We start from the raw sequence: 17,037 nt of genomic DNA, 5'->3' as shown, positions 1-17,037 counted from the left end.
AATGGCATTGCATCGACTAACAATGGCATTGCATCGACTAACAATGGCATTGCATTGACTAACAATGGCATTGCATCGACTAACAATCAATACGCTTGGGTTAGCGCCAAAAGCCTTAAAGTGTGTAGGTTGGGTTGAGGAACAAAACCCAACATTTCCGGGGCTTTGTTGGGTTGCGCTTTGCTTAACCCAACAAAGCAATTTTTCACAAAGCCAAGCGTATTGGGCTAACAATGGCATTGCATCGACTGACAATACTATTTCTCTCATTCCCATGCTTTGTATAAGAATGAGTTAAGCCTCATCAAGCTGGTTTTTAGGATTTGTATGTACACCGTCGGCTCTTCAGGAGGGGCTGGGGGGGATGTATTGACTGTGGTTAGCATAACTAATTATGCAGGGGGAGTAATTGAAGTTGAGATTAGTTCTCTAACATGGAGTGCGGAATCTTGTTGTAATGCTGATGCCGCGATCGCTTCACTCTCAACTATACTTAACCTAGCGATCGCCTGCTTGACTCTAGGTATACTTTGGGGATTTACGCTCAACTCATCCAGCCCTAAACCTAATAAAATTGGTGTTGCTAAAGTATCTGCTGCCAATTCTCCACATAATCCTACCGAAATCCCCGCCGTATGGCCAGCTTGGATAGTTTGCTGTACCATTCGCAATACAGCTGGATGTAGCGCATCAACCAAATTTGCCACGCGTGGGTTAGTGCGATCGCTAGCCATAACGTACTGACTCAGATCGTTAGTCCCGATACTAAAGAAGTCTACTTCCGCAGCTAACTGATCGGCGATCGCGACTGCTGACGGAACCTCCACCATAATTCCTACTTTCATCGCGGCATCAAAGGAAATACCAGCTTGATTTAGTTCAGCCTGCACTTCACCCAAAATTACCTTAGCTGCACGTACTTCAGTTACAGTCGCAATCATTGGCAACATGATTTTAATTTGGTGTCCAACACTAGCTCTCAAAATTGCCCGTAACTGAGTTTTGAAGAGTTCTGGACGATCTAAACAAAAACGAATTCCCCGCCAACCTAAAAAAGGGTTAGCTTCTGGAAACCCAACTTTGATATAGGGAAGTGGCTTATCACCACCGACATCAAGGGTACGAATAATTAGCGGCCGATTATCTAAAACTTGAACGATCGCCTGATAGACTAATAATTGTTCTTCTTCAGTCGGGGCGCTTGTTCGGTCTAAATACAGAAACTCAGTGCGGAGTAGTCCCACCCCTTCTGCACCGCTAGCCACAGCAACTTGCACATCATTTATACTACCAATATTTGCGAAGACACTAACTTGCCGACCATCACGAGTAATCGCTGGCTGATGTGCCGTAGCTCGTGCTTCCTGTTGGGCAGTTTGCCAAGCTGACTGCTTTGCTCTGAGTAAATCCAGGATGTCTGATTCTGGTTCTACCCAAGCTTTGCCACTTTCACCATCAAGTGCCATCAGTGTACCATCAGCCAAGTGCAACACCTGGGCATCCACTCCCAAAACTGCCGGAATACCCAACGTCCGGGCGATAATTGCACTGTGGGAGGTGGCGCTACCAGAAGTAGTACAAATACCCAACACTTTGGTTGGATCTAGTCCAGCCGTATCTGAGGGGGTTAAATCAGTCGCCACCAAAATCGCTGGTGACTGAAGATGCAGGTTCGCAGGGGCATTCCCAGCCAGTAATCGCAGCACTCTTCGCCCGACATCTACAACATCGTCAACTCGCTCTTGCAGATAAGAATCCTCAAGTGCGCGATAGGAAGTCGCTACTTCATCGACTACAGCTCGCCAAGCTGCTTCAGCATTTATATGGTTGTCTAAAATGCGCTGATGAGCCGCTGACAACAGTACTGGATCTTCTAAAAATAGTAATTGGGCATCGAAGATGGCGGCTTCAACGTCACCAATTTGCAGAGATGCTTGGGAAAAAACTGCTTGGATTTCTTGTCGGGCAGTGTGGATTGCTGTTTGTACTCGTTGCCACTCTGCCTCTGGATCGTTTACGTGATATTCCGTAATTGAAATATGAGTGGGTTGATAACGAACAACAGGTGCGATCGCGACTCCAGCAGAAGCTGCAATCCCGGAAAGTTCGCCGTGAGTTGCTGAAGTAACTTCGTGGTGAAATGCTGGTGGAGAATTCAAGGCAATATTATCTTCACCAAAGTTATTTGCGAATAATCCCTGCAATGCTGCCAGCGCCTCATCTGCATCAGAACCAATGGCAGTAATCAGCAGTTCGTGTCCTTGACGCACCCCTAAAGTTGTGACTTGGTTAATACTGTCACCCCTGACTAGCTCAGTATTTCTCGTTAAATTCCGCACCAGAATTTGTGATTGAAACCGGGCTGCGGTTGCCACAAACTGCGCTGCGGGACGGGCGTGTAATCCTAAGCGATTGCTCACAATCAGCCTGATTTCTGGCGTTGGCGATTCTATATTAGTTGTTATTGGGCTGACAACTGACAACGGACTACTAACACCCAATTGAGTTGCTTTTGCCAGAAGTGCGCCGCGTGCTTCCGCCATCACTTGGTGAATATCTCTACCAGCCGCAGCCGCTACTACAGCAGCGATCGCCCCTTCTACTAGAGGTGCTTCACACAAAAACACTTTCTCCTGCTGTGCTTCTGGGAGAAACTCGATTGCCATTTCTGCACTCAGCAAAGCACTACCCAAATCCATTAATACCAAAACACCATCATCAGAAAAAACAGAAGCGATCGCCTCATAAACCTGAATCGGATCTGTACCCAATGGATTTTCAGGATCTTCAATACCTGCTGCAACAGCAATGGGAACTTGGCTTTGAACCATCTGCGCGGCGAGTTCCCGCACACCCAAAGCTAGTTGTTTGCTGTGAGAAACGATAACAATTGCGATCGCGGCCACACCGTCAACCTTGTTGAGAGGTTTGCGTTTAGCTAGTTATCCATTTCATTTTCCCATTCCGCTACAATTGCAACTGCCCGAAAATATTCCGGTCTTTCCAGCTAAAAATACGAATAAAATAGCCTTCTTTTACGGAAATACGTGGTTTCCACTCATAAACTCCATCGCTAGCAGTACGGGAAGAAATGTTTTGGATAAGTTTGTTCCCATCGTACAACTTAATCGAGACATCACCATCAAAATTATCCCGCCACAATATTAAATAAGGCTGATCCTTTTTTGGAAGTACTTTACCAACTGGCCGAACGATCGAGATTTTTGGCGTCTCTTCCCAATAAAAGTACTTGAATTCGTTGGTCAAATCAGATTAGTCAAAAAACCTTGTCACAATTTAACCAACGTTTAATTCAGATAGCAACCCAGTTACAAGTAACTCTCAGCCAAATGCATATTCTCTTCTTTAGATAGTTAGCAGTTGCAATTCCTCCTGAACGGTGGCTTGACTATCAGCAGATCCCTGCACACGCTCAAGCCATTTTTCAGCTTTCGAGTAGTTGTCATGCTGTACCTCTTTAATCGCTTCCTTAAAGTTCAGCACCACGCCCCAAACATCACTGAAAAAGCGTTTTTCTTGCTTCATTTTGTTGAAGAAACTAACAGCTTCAATATGCGATAATCCCCCTTCCGTTTTAGCGATCGCCATAAACACTTCAAACACATCGTCAGCCATCTTGGCATCGCCACAGACATAGTAGTGGCATTGCGGATGGCTGAGTATTCGCCAGAGTTCTTCAGCTTTTTCTTCCATTAAGCCTTGCACATAGACTTTCTTCTCAGTCAAACGTGAGAAGGCAACTTCTAACCCTGACAGCACGCCTTGATTCTGCCAGCTTACAAGTTGTTCTCCATAGAGGTAGTCACTGCGATCGCGACAGCCGAAGTACAAGCAAGCATCACCTAATTGTGTTTCCTGCTGCAATAGGACTTGCCGATACTGGAGGAAGGCAATCAACGGCGATACCCCTGTACCCGGCCCAACCATCAGCATTGGCACGAGTGGATCGGTGGGTGGACGGAAGCTAGAGGTGCGGACACTGATCCGAACTTTTGCCCCCGTTTCCAGTCCGGCAAGGTAGTTGGAGCAAAGTCCCTGACGGATTTTACCTGCATCCGTTTTAACTTGCAACACTCCAACTGTGATTTGGATGTGCTGAGGATGAAGCAGAGGACAGGAGGAAATGGAGTAGAGACGTGGTTTTTGCTTCGGCAACAACTCTAGCAGGACTTCCAGTGTAATTTGGGCAGAAGGAAACTCATTGAACAGATCGACAACGTTGATGAAGTTGTCCGCGATCGTTTTCTTGAGCGTGATGCTGTCGGGATGTTCATCTCCTTGCCGCAGAATTTCCAACCAGGTTTCCAGGCGTTGTTTATCCTGGGGATTTTGTGCTGCTGAGTACAGGTAGGTCAGCACGTCATTGAATGGTTCGCGCAAAGTCAGATCGAGGTCTTCCAAGAGAACCTGTCCGATGGTTGTGGGAACGGTAACAGGAGGTTTTTCTTCTAATTCCGTACCATCGGGCATTAAATAACGAGCTGTGAAATAGGTGTTGGGGGATACTGAGAGGCGATCGCACAACTGATTCACCAACTCCACCGGATTGCCAGGATAAACGGCAAGATGATCGCCTGTTTCATACTGCAAATCGCTACCAGAAATATCAAAGACAAGATAGCGAGTAGAACGGCTACCAGGAATCACTTCTTTGAGTAGTTCGCTATTGGCAACCAGAGGTACTTCCACACCTCTGTCTCCACTCACTTCTACTGATGAAATATTTGCCGCTTCCCTCTCACTCAAAAACGTCACGTTTAGTTTAGGTGCGGCTTGGGCTGTCGCATCGGCGGAGCTTTGATCCTCACCCAGAATGCGGGAAACCAGTCCTAACCATTGTTTGAAGGTGTCGGCTTGTCCCTTGATTTCATCGCCTTTGTGAAGTGGCACAATACAGTTACCTCCCGCCTTAGCGAGTCCCTTATCTAGCGAAATTCCGGCAGCGCAGAAGTTTTCGTAAACGGTACTACCAATACCCATAACGGAGTAATTCAAACCTTCGAGAGAACGCGCAGGTTGTTTTTTCAACCACTGGAGGAACTTCCTGCCGTTTCCAGGTATTTCGCCATTGCCGAAGGTGGACGTGACAATGAGTAGGAGTTTCTCCGATGCCAGGGTGTCGGTGTTGTATTCATCCAGCGCCATCACCTGGGGACGGAATCGCTGGAGTTGACGAGCGGCTTTGCGCGCCAAGCCTTCAGCAGTAGCTGTTTCGGAAGCGTAGAGAATCAGGATGCGGTCTTGCTTGTTGTCGTCCTCGTCGGTAGTGGTGATGAATTTTTCCAGGTCAATACCATCTTCAACTGCCCAGCGATCGGCAGCATGGTGATAAGCTGGCTCTAGGTAGAAGTCCTGCATCTGGTGGTGCCAGACCGGACAAGCACTTCCCCCGGATGCGGGTACGACCCAACCCCAATCCCCCGGACACTCGCGTCCTGCTTTCTTCTCGCGTAAGTCGTGTGCCAGGAATTGACGAGAGGCAGATTGATGGTCTACCATCGTCACCTTCGCTTTTTGGAAGGAGTAGAGGATGGCAACGTTGAGTTCCAATGCGACGCGATCGCGCCATAATGTCTGCTCGGAACTAGTATCGAGGTTGAGAACTTTGGCGATGTCCTCCATCTTGTTGTAGCGGTACTCGTCCAGGAAATCCCGCATGATTTCAGTGCCCATGTACCAGCCATTGAAAGGAATGCAGGCATAAGTAATGCCGCCAACGTGCATTGAGAAGTTGGTAATGGCAGGGACGGCGTACCAACGGAAGCCCAATGATTTGAATTCAGGAATCGCGGGATGCTCGATTTCCACTTCCAGAATCTCATCCCGATTCCAGTGGTACATCTTCGGTTCCATACCTGGAGCTTCAATCACTAGAGGCAAAATGTCGTACTCTGTGAGTGGTTGGGGGGGTTGCCAGCCCAATTTGATAATCGCTTTGGTCACGTCCAGGTTGGCAGGATCACCGAGAATGCTACCATCCGGTTGCTCGTATGCGGCATAACGAGCTAATTGTGGATTCCAGATGCGTGGTCCCCAGCGTTCTTTAGGGTGTCGGGGACGAAAGACGGTCATGGTAATCTGGAGGTTACCGCCATTTGTCGCGGACTGTAGGTGTTCTTGGAGTTCGCGGAACATCTCATCAGGGTCGGTAACGTGGCGGCGATCGCGGATCACCATGTTATTCCACTGAATCCGTCCCACACACTTGGATGCATTGCGCCATGACACTTGTGCCCCATACGCGACTTCTTCATACGTGTGGGTATAGGTTCCGGTGGCGTGTACTTCCTCTTGAATTTCTGCCCAGCGTCGTGCCCTGTCCTCCGGTTCCCATGCCTGCTCAGTGGCGATTAGCTCCAGGTACTGCTTGGCTTTTTTGAGCAATCGTTCCTCATTCAGCTTGGGCAGCTTGATTACATTCACAGCGCGATCGATTAACGTCTGCCATCCCTGCCGTAACTCTGGCGTGAAGTCCGGTATGTACCGCTCAAACAAGGTAAAGATAGCATCCGTCATTGCCGGATAAGCACAGGATGGCACCCCTGCACTGGTATGCACCTGCCCTAAGAAACGCAACTCTCGGATCATCTCATCACTGCTGCCGCTTCTTAGGGATTGGACGAGAAATTCCAATGCCTGAAACAGGTGTAGAGACAGGTAATCCATGTCTGCTCGTCCAAAAATCGGCAATACAAAGGGATATTTCTCAAACAGGATTTGATAAAACTCCATCCCCATGACTTGCTTATTCTGGCTGAACACCTGCCAGGATTCCATCATCTTTTGCAGCATTTCTGGGGGCAGAGCTTTATTGTAGCGGTGAATTGCCTCTACCATCGGCACAATCACATGGGTATTGAAGAAGCGGTAGAGGGCAGAGTTTGCGCCTTTTGCTAAATCCTGGTGATCGTACTCTTCTAGGTAAGGAATCGATGGTAGCATCCACATCCACACCTGCCGTGCCTTCAGCCAGTGCTGGGGATGCATCCCGATATCGGCAAACAGCGCACCGTAATCCTCAACTGTGTCAAACAAATCCCCTTTTTCTGGAGGTACGCCCATTAAGGGTTCTCCAATTACATTCTGAGTTTCCGGCTGAAGTTGGTGGATGCAGCAATCAAACAACTCAAAGAAAAAGTCATTGATGCTGTTAATCGCTTCCCCGAAGATATACTCTAGTTCAGGTGACTCTAGCAACAGACGCTTCAAGAACTTTTCCATCTGCAATTCTTTCCATGCCCGCAGCTTGTTCCAAGCGTCTTTGACAATCACTTCTTCTTGCGGCGAGAGAGGAACAGATTCTGGCATCTCGAACTCGCCCTCTGTCTGAGTTCCTTTGCTGTGAGTGCGGCGAGTACCGTTTTGATTCCCCAAGATTGTAAAGGTGCTGCTACTTCCCTCAGTGCTACTCTGGGTCAGGCGAGTTTTTAGCTTCAATTGGGGTGCCTGGTTCCAAGTTGTAATCGGAAATTCTAACTCAGTGCTGCGCTCTCCATTCAGGCATTCCTGGGTGGCAAACGCCACCGTTCCAGCATCCTGCCAAGGTTGAGTGATGTCCCCTTCCCGGTAACGCAAAGTAATGGCGATCGTGCAGTCTCCCTTGTTTTTCAAATCCACCAACCAACTGGGTTGCGTGCGGTTCAGCAGATCCCTTTCTAACAAGCTTTGTCCCTCTTCGGAAACTACCTGCAAATGGCATTTATACTTATAATTATTGTCAGCCGGGAAATCGAGTGCAGAAACCTCGGTTAGGTGGATGATTCGTTGATTGTCATTCATGCTTTAAAAGCCAATGAGTGAGAAAAGTGTGTAGTTAAATGTACTGATCGGCAGAAATTTACATTTTTTTTAATTTACCTTAATTATTTAAAGGTAGATACTAAAATTTGATTTGTAAAGTAAACATTTTAATTTATAAAGTAAACATAAAGATGCGGTTTGAGAGTTTAAATAATACTCAAGAAGCGAGATTACCGTGCATCAGTCGCACCATAGCTGCATAACATTATCAACTCACTTACCTCTGGCAATAAGTAAGTTGGCATAATAAAACTAAACTATGTAAACAAAGATAAACTAGGCTGAAAGCCTGTTGTCTACTGCTTCTTGCCTCCTGCCTCTTGCCTTATCCCAACAATAAATTTTTACGCCGACCTACTTCGTTCGTAATCCTTATTCAGGCATCGATAGCGTCCTAACCATCCCAAAGTATGTTCAACTTACCATCGTCTCGGTAAAACCTGGAACCCAATTTAAGCAATGGTGAGCGTCATTAACTCCAACAGTTGATAAACAGACACAACACGTCGCAACTCCCTAGTGCTACGAGCAAGAATAATTATCATCGCATCTGATGGTCAAAACCATCGAAAAATTGCCCGAAGTTTAGATATCAATCGGCAGCTGGCTCGTTTATGGCGAAATCGTATCGGCAAGCAAAGAAGTGGGGAATTAATTTGAAAAAGGCAAGAGGCAGACCTCCTGCCTTGAAAACTAGATGTTAAATGTTCTCAATTTTTTAAGATTAGATACTCAAGGATATCTATAATTACGTCGCTACCAACTCAGAATCGATTTCCGACGGCGCACTATCCTGGACAAGCGATCGCGTTTCGCCGTTGCGCTGGAGGATACCGCCAACCATTGCAAACAAAGCATTCACCTTGCGGGTTCGCCACATATCTACGAGTTTTTCTACCTTAGTCGCAGACATCCGTCGCCTCATCGCTTCGTAGAGATAAGCAGCATGTTCAGTTTCATCTTGGGCAATACAAAGCATTCCTAACTTCAAATTCCGAGCGGTTGGCTCATTATCAGGTAATACTTTCGCCATTCGCGTAAAGTCTTTACTAGCATCTAACTCCAGAATGTATGTGCTAGCCATAAACACATCCCAATCAATCACAGCAGGTTTGAGCTGTTCTTGAGGGTAGCCCTCAAAGAATGCTGCGAAAAAGGGACTACGCTGTTGTGATTTTTTTGTAGATGTAGTTTGGGGTTGATGCTTGAAATCTATAACTTGTTTATTTAGCTGTTGTAAGGCGTGGGCAAAAATTTTACCATGCCTAGTTTCATCTGATGCATGTTTTGCTAGTTTTTGGGCTAGCCATGTATCGCCTTCGGCAGCTGCGCGATCGCTAAGTGCAGATAAAAATGGCACAGAGCCAGATTCCGCCAACTGAAACCCCGCAAGGATGTTGGGACGGGTTTTAGAATCACGAATTTGAGCAGCAGAGTAATAGGCAAAGACACTTGAACCAGCTAGATGCAAAAGGTTAGTCAAGAAGTTCATCAGAAATTACCGCTGACAATTGCAAGGTTACAATTCTTATACTAATCTGTATTTTCTATTCGGTTGCCGCCAGAGAGTCTTACCATTTGGAATTTGGAATTATAGCCGTAGTCACACAGGTTAGGACAGTGTTGATTGCTCAAAGTCTTGAAACAACTGGGTTTTTACTCAGCACTCAGCTATACCTGTGGAACGATGTCAACAGTTATGTCACTGGAACCATAATATTTCCGTGACTAGAAGCATAACTTTTCCCTGGCTGAGTGCTGTAACCTGTATTTCCCCGTTAGGCGATCGCACCCCTGATTAAAAAACTGGAAGCATAATGTTTCCGAAAGTCCAAATTGGAAGCATAAGCTTTCCGTGAGACAATATTAATTTTTCTCAAGAAAGTGGAAAAACCACGATGTTTGGTTTCTATGCGATTAACTTTTCAAGAATATTTTGTAAGAAAACATCTGCTTCTTCAAAAAAACAACGATGTAAATAGCGAAAATGTTCTTAATTAATAGGGACATGTTGTAAACCAAGCCAGCTAAACTTTGCTAATGATTCTTTCCAGGATTTTTTTTAGCAGATTGCGGGTAAGTGTAGTACACTAAAATCTGTGCATCAAGGTTAAAAATGAAACCTTACTCCATTGATTTTCGGCAAAAAATAGTCCAAGCGTACAATCAAGGAAATACATCTATAAAACTTGTAGCTTCTCGATTCGATGTGAGCAAAGCCTTTGTACAAAAACTGCTCAAACAAAAGAAAATCAAAGGTCATGTGGAGCCAGGAAAACAGGGCGGAAGCATCAAAAATGAGTTGGATAACTATAAAACTCAACTTACTTTAATGGTAGAAAAATACCCAGATGCAACCTTGAGTAAATACTGTGAGTATTGGGGGCAAACTTACAATCAATGAGTAAGTACAAGTTGTATGTGCCGTGCGTTACAAAGCCAGCAACTGACTCTAAAAAAAAGACGTTACGTAGTAGTCAACGAGCAAGCGACCGAGTTCAAAAACTTAGAAGTGACTATTGGGAACAAGTTAAACACATAGAGCCTGAAAATCTCGTGTTTCTGGATGAGATGGGAGTATTGTTAGGGTTGACACGCTCCCATGCTAGAAGCTTATTAGGACAACGAGTATATGATAAAAAACCCTTTTATCGTGGATCAAAGTTATATAATTTCTGATTTATGTTTTTTTATATCTACATTGCCTGGAAAACTTAATGGGACAACAACTACGATGGTCAATTAGCAGAAATCAAGTTTTAAATACCTGCGAAAGACGGTACTACTTTCAGTATCTTCTACCGTCTGCCCTGAAAAGCGATAATCCTGAATTACGAGAGGTCGCAATTCTTAAAAAACTTAAAACATTGCCAATGTGGCAAGGCGAGATATTCCACACTGCTGTAGCCCGCTATCTCAAGCATATTCAGAGTGGAAGGTATTCGTCTTTGCCTGATTCTTGGGTAGACTGGCTACAAAGAAAGGTACAACAGGAGTTTGATTTCTCCGAAAAGAAAAAATTCCGAAGTAATCCTTGGCAGCTATCTCAAGAAGGTGGGCTTGCTCTGTTCGAGCATGAGTATGACCATCCTCTAGATGCTGACTCCTGTAATCGGGTGATCCAAACGGTCAAAAATTACATGAACAAATTTGAGCAGTGGGCAGAAGCGGTTGAATTAAAGCAGTCAATACGAAGTGCTAAACAGGTTTGGATAGAGCCTGATATATTCAAAGATAAAATTAATTTTAACATTAATCATGTCGATGTTGTGACAAAAGTTGACTTAGCTTTTCTTAAAAATTCTAAATTTGAAATTTATGACTGGAAAAGTAGTAAAATACAACGTCATTCATCAGATGATATGTCTCAGGCTGAGTTTCAAGCAGGAGTTTATCAACTTTGGTCACACTTAACACTTCAAATCCCAGTTGAGAAAATTACTTCTCACTTAGTTTACTTCGGTGGTGAGACAGTAGAACAGCAATCTATTCCAATGAGCTACAGCTTAAAGAAACAAACTTTGAGACTAGTTCGTAAGAATATTGAGCGTGAATTAAGTTTTGTTAATCAACAAGAAGATGTTGAGTGGAACCTAAATGATTTAGACTATGCATCTTCTTGTAGTAGCTGTCGGCAATGTTTTTTTAAGCGTATTTGTAGAGATAAAACTTAAATGATAAGACAAGTATCAGAATGTCGGCTTCTTGGTGCTACTCTCTATCCTTTGACAGGGTTAGAGCAAGTTGAACATAGATTCCGTGTTCTAAAAGTTCGTGAATCTATCCCACGAGATAATGCACAGCCTATTCGCTTACAAAAATGGGCTGACAGAATTTGGCGACAATATCTGAAATGCCCAACTCATCCTACACAGCGTTTTGGATTTCCAGCATTCTTAATTCCGGAGGGCAGTAGTCCGGATGTAGAAACTACAATTGAAATTCAGGATGTTCCTGATAAAATTTATCATATTGATGTAACTGAACAAGTTGTCACAATTCATCTTAATGAGGCATCTAGAACAGAAATAGAGTTAATTTGTCGGATCTTGGAAAGACCATTTTCGGATAAGTTTAGGCTCTTAAATGATAAGTTTTGGCGAGTAACTTGGACATTATATCACAAACTTTTGGCTGAAAATATTGATATTTCTCAAGACATAGTTAATGCTTACCGTGGCTTGAAGTTTGGTGTCGTTTTCCTTAAGAAAAAAGGTCTTTATTTTGCCACAGATTTGAGAACAAGATACGTATCGCGAAAAGCTTTATTTGAATACACCAAGGATGAAAAGGAGAGTATATTAGAGGATTACCTCAATGAAACAGACTTCGATCATCGAAGTTTCTTTTTACGTGACAATGGTTCAGTTAAAATTCCTTGCCGTTTTGCGGGTTCTACAGGTCAAACAATTTCTGATTTTTCATTTGAAGCTGCTGACAAACAGCAGACAATTTATGAATATTACCGTAAACAGTATCCAGATATTGTTGTTGAACCAAATGAGGAAGCGATTTATGTTAGAGATCGTAGCAGCCAGCATACTATTGCTGTTCCAATCTCACGGCTTTTCCCAATTTTCACTAATGAATACGAAGGGTTTAAAAAATGCTCTATTCGCCCCTATATGTCACCTACAGAAAGAGTTAATGCAATTGAACCTTTTCTTAACTGCTTGTCTAATTTAAAGTATGGTAATTCTGTCATTTCTCTGAGTAGAGATTATTTTACCGATGTCCGTACTATTTTTATACCACCACGATTGGAATATAGAAATAAAAAGTTTCTAGAACCTTTCGATAAAGGTTTAATTCCTGATAGATCACATTGGCAATTCAATAAAGCAATTACAAAGTGGGCTTCTCAAAAATTACCCATTCTTTATGAGGCATACTCATACAGTGATGTTCCTCTTCCTAATATGGTTTTGCTTTATCCAAAAAATATTCAGCGTTCAGAACGTGAATCTTTTATAGAAAAGTTACAAAGTGAGGTAAAAAGACTGACTGGAGAGACACTTCAATTTGGAAAACCTGAATTCTACTCAATAGGAGCATCTGAGCGTCGAGGAGACTCTTTATTAGAACTAGCAGATACAATTCGTCAAGAGCACCCTACTCCTCTTGCTGTCACTGTTCTTTGGAATAGATTTACAAGAAATGTCTATCCTGAATTTAAAAATACTTTGAATTTCTCGCAATGCTTAACAGAAAAAACTTTTAGGAATATTCTTGATGATTTTGATTCTCAAAAATCTACTAGCAAGCTTTGCAAACTAGCTTTGGGTGTTCTGATGGCTGCCGGGATTAAACCTTGGGTTTTAGCAGATGATTTGCATCATGATTTGCACGTTGGTATTGATGTGCTAGATGGAAAAGTTGTGTACCATTTTCTATATGGTAAAGGTGGACAGCAAATACGTCGAGAATTTGGCAAGTCAAGTTCAAGGACTGGCAATAATGAAGCCATCAAGCGATTTGAAATCAAAAAAGTTTTGCAAAAAGCAATTCGCTCTATTGTTCAGGAAGGATACCAGTTGGATAACATGGTTATCCATCGTGATGGTCGATCTTGGTCGAGTGAGCAACAAGGGTATATTGAAGCCGTTCAAGCGCTTCAAGAAGATGGAATCTTGCTCTCCTCCTTTCAGTATGCTGCTGTAGAAATTCGGAAGAATCATCTTCCCATAAGATTATTCAGTGATGTTAATAAAGATGGTAGAAAGATTTTTGAAAATCCCTTACCTGGAACAATTTTAGTTTTAGATGATACTAGAGTTATATTAACAACGACTGGAAAGCCCTCTTGGGATAAACAGGGTCGCACAGCAGGTAATATTTTGCTAGAGATTGTTGATTCTAGTACAGAGTTTAATATCGAACATATTGCTGAGGATGCATTCTGGCTTACTCATCTAAATTGGAATGCTCCAGATATTGAAATTGGCCTTCCTGTAACGATACAATGGAGTGATCAAGCTTTGCGTGAAACCTACTATTCTTCGATTGGAGAGCTTGAAGAAGAAGAGCTTGAAGACAACTCTCCCGATGAATAAAGAATTTTTACTTGACTGGGAGGTAATGTGTGAGTACTCTTGGGTTGGTTTCAGGTAGCCTTGAGCGTGAGCAGGAGCAATTACGCAATCTTAGCTCTGCCATGCTTGCTTTAGAAGCTGAACTTTTAGGATGTGCAAATGAACTTGGATTCTCGCCAGCAGAAGTTAAAACTAGTCGCAACATAATTTGTGAGTTTGCCATTTATGTTCGACAAGCGTTGAGCAATGAAAAAGAATCAGCTAATCTGCAAGCTCTCATAGCTAAGATTGAGACTGGTACTAAAAGATTAGATGATTGGCAAGAAGACTTAGACAATTTAGTACTTCAACTCAAAGGACAAGATACCCCCAGTATTGAGGTTTTGTCTGTAATGAATGATATCCTTTCATTACTGGACAATGAGTTTACTCAGGATCTCCGTCGTTTGTATGGTCGATGAAGCATGACTTTGATTGTATATTTGAAAGCTAAAATTAGTGAATATTCGATTATTCTTCAGCGAATTGAACAACAGATCCAGCTTCTTGACAAGCCTCAATCAAATCATATTTTACTTTTGCAGTCCCTTAAGCAAAGACTTTTATTAGCAAAGGAGTCTTACGGAAAGCTTACAATGATTGTCAAGGTTGGGAATGTTCAGCTACTATCAAGGGGATTGGAACAACTTCATCTCATTGAATTTGAAACTTATATCATCGCCTATCTTTACATTCCTGCTCTTCAAAACGAAGGTTTACCTGAATTAGCCATCCGTAAGGTGCTACTTTCTATTATACAAAGACTCTACCTTGTCTGGATTCGAGACTTGATAGTTAAACTGGATGGTCAGCTTGCCACGATTCCAGGTCTAGAGACACCACTTTTCATTGCTCCACCGAAAGCAAAAATCTCTTTACTTGAAATGCCAGGTCTCTATCATGAGATTGGTCATAATTTTTTTAGGAAGTTTACACAAGACCTTCTTATATCTTTAAAAAAAGTAGTTAACGAACACTTTTCTCTTCTCAGAAAGAAGACTGGATTTATTCCTCCTGACCAAGATAAAGTTTATAAGAGAGCCGCTGGATATTGGGATGATAAGAGATTAGAAGAACTATTTTGTGACATTTTTGGGACTTGGAGTTGTGGCATCGCGCACTATGTCTCTTGTGTTGATATGGGTCTTCTATACGAGGATGATCCTCACAAAATAAACTTTGATGACGAGCATCCACCTATGTGTGCTAGAGTCTATATTTGCTGGATAACACTTACTAAATTACAGCAATTGGAAGACCTCACTAAGGTAGCTGAAAGCAGTTGGATAGAACATTTAAAAATGTATGCTGAAAATCCAGACCATCGCTTAATATGCCACAAGAATCTCCTTAATAGTTTTGTTGAAACAGCTGTGTCAAAGATTGAAGAATACCTGCCTAACTCTAAGAGATACGATACCGATTTACCTAACGACACAGAAATTGAACAATTTAACTCTAACTTGTCTTTTGAAGATATTCTTAATAGGGCTGCAAAGATTCTATTGATGTTTCCTGAACGGTATACTGTATGGGAAACTAATGCTATGAACTTTCTGGGTTGGTATGATAATTGATTTTGATATTTTAGAGAGTCCAGACATTTTGTTTTTTTTAGCTATGGATAAAGTCTGTCCCAAAAACTATCAAATGAGTTAGTTATTGCCTCTGTTAAGAAAATAGGTAATAAAAGAAATCGATTATAACATTCCTAAATGATAAGTGAGAAGTAATCAAGGCGGGAATGCTTGCTGGTTAAGCGACTCATACAATCTGTTGAAAAAGCAAAGAATCAAGCAGTACTAATAATTTATGATTTTTCCATCCACTAATAACGCTGAATCTCATACCATTTCTTTGTGAGGCTGCGCCAAACCCTTTTAACTTCTTTACTTTGTGTCTTTTTCTGACGAGACGCTTCGCGAATGCGTCCTTTGCGGTTCGTTTTTTTTCTTGTACTTATGGTTTAGCGCATCTTCATACAGAATTGGTATTACACCTTTCCGCAACGTTTGAACATTATGAAAGCTAGCTTAACTAGTGGCGATAGCACTCTTCTATCACCGTAAACTGTTATACAATTTTGTGACAAGGTAATTCAACATAACTGGCAGCACAAATCCGATAGGCTCCATCGATACCCGGTAGTAGCGCTAATTAACTTTCTCCGTTGACCTAACCAGGGACTTCTGCTGTATTGATTTTACGTCAGAAAAATAAGCCTTGTAAAAATGGGTATCAGGTCTAAACAGCTAACGAAAGTGAGTTTAGATGATTACCATTGTGAATGGGTATTATTTACGGTACTACAGGCGACAAAATCATTAATTGACGTAATCAGAAGAAACCGTCAATGGAACCACTGGAATACTGCCGTTTGTACGTTAAAAGCCCAAAGCCAGAAAAAAGAGGGTATAGAGCAGCGTGCGTGCGAACGCTCACAGAAGCAACCTTTGGGGTGTACTCGTACCAAACAATCGATAAAAATTGGGGTTCTCAATTTGAGAAACGACCAGATACAGTGCTACAAATTATCGAAGTCGCTCATACCATTAACCTTATAGCCATCAAACTAGAGGATATTCAACCGACAATTACAGAGCTTTTAGAACAGGTATCAGCAGTAGCACCCTACAAAAAACATAAATAAATCAGAAATTTCCATGTGTACATATATGATTTACCATCAAAAACGAGTAAGCTATGATTGATGATAACAACCTAATAACAACCTACTTCGGCATTGACTTGTAATCAAGCTGAGAGGGTTTAGTTTGGTGATTCAAAGAAAAACAGGTGAGATTTTATCCAAGGTATGGGTAAGCATTGTTTGCCATGCTAGAAACCTTTTGTTTGCAAAATGGATTTTTTCTAATACTTGCTGTTCTTGATTAATCTGCAACTGAGTAGATTTTTATGCCTGATATCCTTCCCCAAATACCGCCAGTAGCCTTACCAGAGGTTATTCCCAGCGAATTACCCCACCAGAAATTTCATCTTGGTGAATGGGTGCGCTGGTTTCAAGTACCCAATGGCGACTTCGGTCGCGTTATCGGAGTCATATACACCCAACAAGCCACTTGCATTGCCACTGGCTTACATTACTTGGTTCTTTTAGATGAGCGCAGCCCCTCTCGTGAAATTT

General features: G+C 42.7%; 13 protein-coding genes. 8 read left to right on the top strand and 5 right to left on the bottom strand.

Going from position 1 to position 17,037, the window contains the following annotated elements:
* The 4 genes from ACFE93_RS29850 to ACFE93_RS29835 form a co-directional block, all read right to left on the bottom strand.
* Window positions 1-270: hypothetical protein (locus tag ACFE93_RS29850; RefSeq protein ID WP_375478959.1), on the bottom strand; the 270-nt coding region annotated here is incomplete at its 3' end.
* A gap of 122 nt (window positions 271-392) precedes the next feature.
* Complete coding sequence (gene ptsP / locus ACFE93_RS29845; protein ID WP_375478957.1) at window positions 393-2,906, bottom strand: phosphoenolpyruvate--protein phosphotransferase; 2,514 nt, start codon at window positions 2,904-2,906, stop codon at window positions 393-395.
* Window positions 2,907-2,967: 61 nt separating this feature from the next.
* Window positions 2,968-3,267 (bottom strand): hypothetical protein, encoded by a 300-nt coding sequence (locus ACFE93_RS29840; RefSeq protein WP_375478961.1) that lies wholly within the window; start codon window positions 3,265-3,267, stop codon window positions 2,968-2,970.
* 99 nt (window positions 3,268-3,366) lie between these two features.
* Window positions 3,367-7,800, bottom strand: a complete 4,434-nt coding sequence (locus ACFE93_RS29835) for a nitric oxide synthase oxygenase (RefSeq protein ID WP_375478955.1) — start codon at window positions 7,798-7,800, stop codon at window positions 3,367-3,369.
* A 540-nt stretch (window positions 7,801-8,340) separates the two neighbouring features.
* Between ACFE93_RS29835 and ACFE93_RS29830 the strand changes: the two genes are divergently transcribed.
* Complete coding sequence (locus ACFE93_RS29830; RefSeq protein WP_375478953.1) at window positions 8,341-8,481, top strand: hypothetical protein; 141 nt, start codon at window positions 8,341-8,343, stop codon at window positions 8,479-8,481.
* An 88-nt stretch (window positions 8,482-8,569) separates the two neighbouring features.
* On the opposite strand, the gene ACFE93_RS29825 is transcribed toward ACFE93_RS29830, so the two are convergent.
* Complete coding sequence (locus tag ACFE93_RS29825) at window positions 8,570-9,313, bottom strand: ferritin-like domain-containing protein (protein ID WP_375478951.1); 744 nt, start codon at window positions 9,311-9,313, stop codon at window positions 8,570-8,572.
* A gap of 624 nt (window positions 9,314-9,937) precedes the next feature.
* Here ACFE93_RS29825 and ACFE93_RS29820 point away from each other — a divergent pair.
* From ACFE93_RS29820 to ACFE93_RS29790, 7 genes are all read left to right on the top strand, one after another.
* Window positions 9,938-10,225 (top strand): hypothetical protein, encoded by a 288-nt coding sequence (locus ACFE93_RS29820; protein WP_375478949.1) that lies wholly within the window; start codon window positions 9,938-9,940, stop codon window positions 10,223-10,225.
* Window positions 10,226-10,538: 313 nt separating this feature from the next.
* A complete protein-coding gene (locus tag ACFE93_RS29815; RefSeq protein ID WP_375478947.1) occupies window positions 10,539-11,495 on the top strand; it encodes a PD-(D/E)XK nuclease family protein in 957 nt (318 codons plus the stop codon).
* Window positions 11,496-13,874 carry a hypothetical protein gene (locus tag ACFE93_RS29810; protein WP_375478945.1) on the top strand — a complete coding sequence of 793 codons (2,379 nt, stop codon included), beginning with the start codon at window positions 11,496-11,498 and terminating at the stop codon, window positions 13,872-13,874.
* 29 nt (window positions 13,875-13,903) lie between these two features.
* Entirely contained in the window at window positions 13,904-14,314 is a 411-nt protein-coding gene (locus ACFE93_RS29805; RefSeq protein WP_375478943.1) for a hypothetical protein, read from the top strand.
* Window positions 14,315-14,317: 3 nt separating this feature from the next.
* Complete coding sequence (locus tag ACFE93_RS29800; RefSeq protein ID WP_375478941.1) at window positions 14,318-15,469, top strand: hypothetical protein; 1,152 nt, start codon at window positions 14,318-14,320, stop codon at window positions 15,467-15,469.
* Window positions 15,470-16,320: 851 nt separating this feature from the next.
* Window positions 16,321-16,542: a hypothetical protein gene (locus ACFE93_RS29795; protein WP_335066748.1), complete on the top strand. Its 222-nt coding sequence runs from the start codon at window positions 16,321-16,323 to the stop codon at window positions 16,540-16,542.
* Window positions 16,543-16,808: 266 nt separating this feature from the next.
* Window positions 16,809-17,037, top strand: a 229-nt coding sequence (locus ACFE93_RS29790) for a hypothetical protein (protein ID WP_375478939.1), incomplete at its 3' end; no start/stop codon positions are given.

Source organism: uncultured Nostoc sp., from assembly GCF_964247315.1.
Lineage (GTDB): Bacteria > Cyanobacteriota > Cyanobacteriia > Cyanobacteriales > Nostocaceae > Nostoc.
Note: the sequence above shows the minus strand (reverse complement) of the source record. Positions and strands in the feature narration are given on the sequence as shown.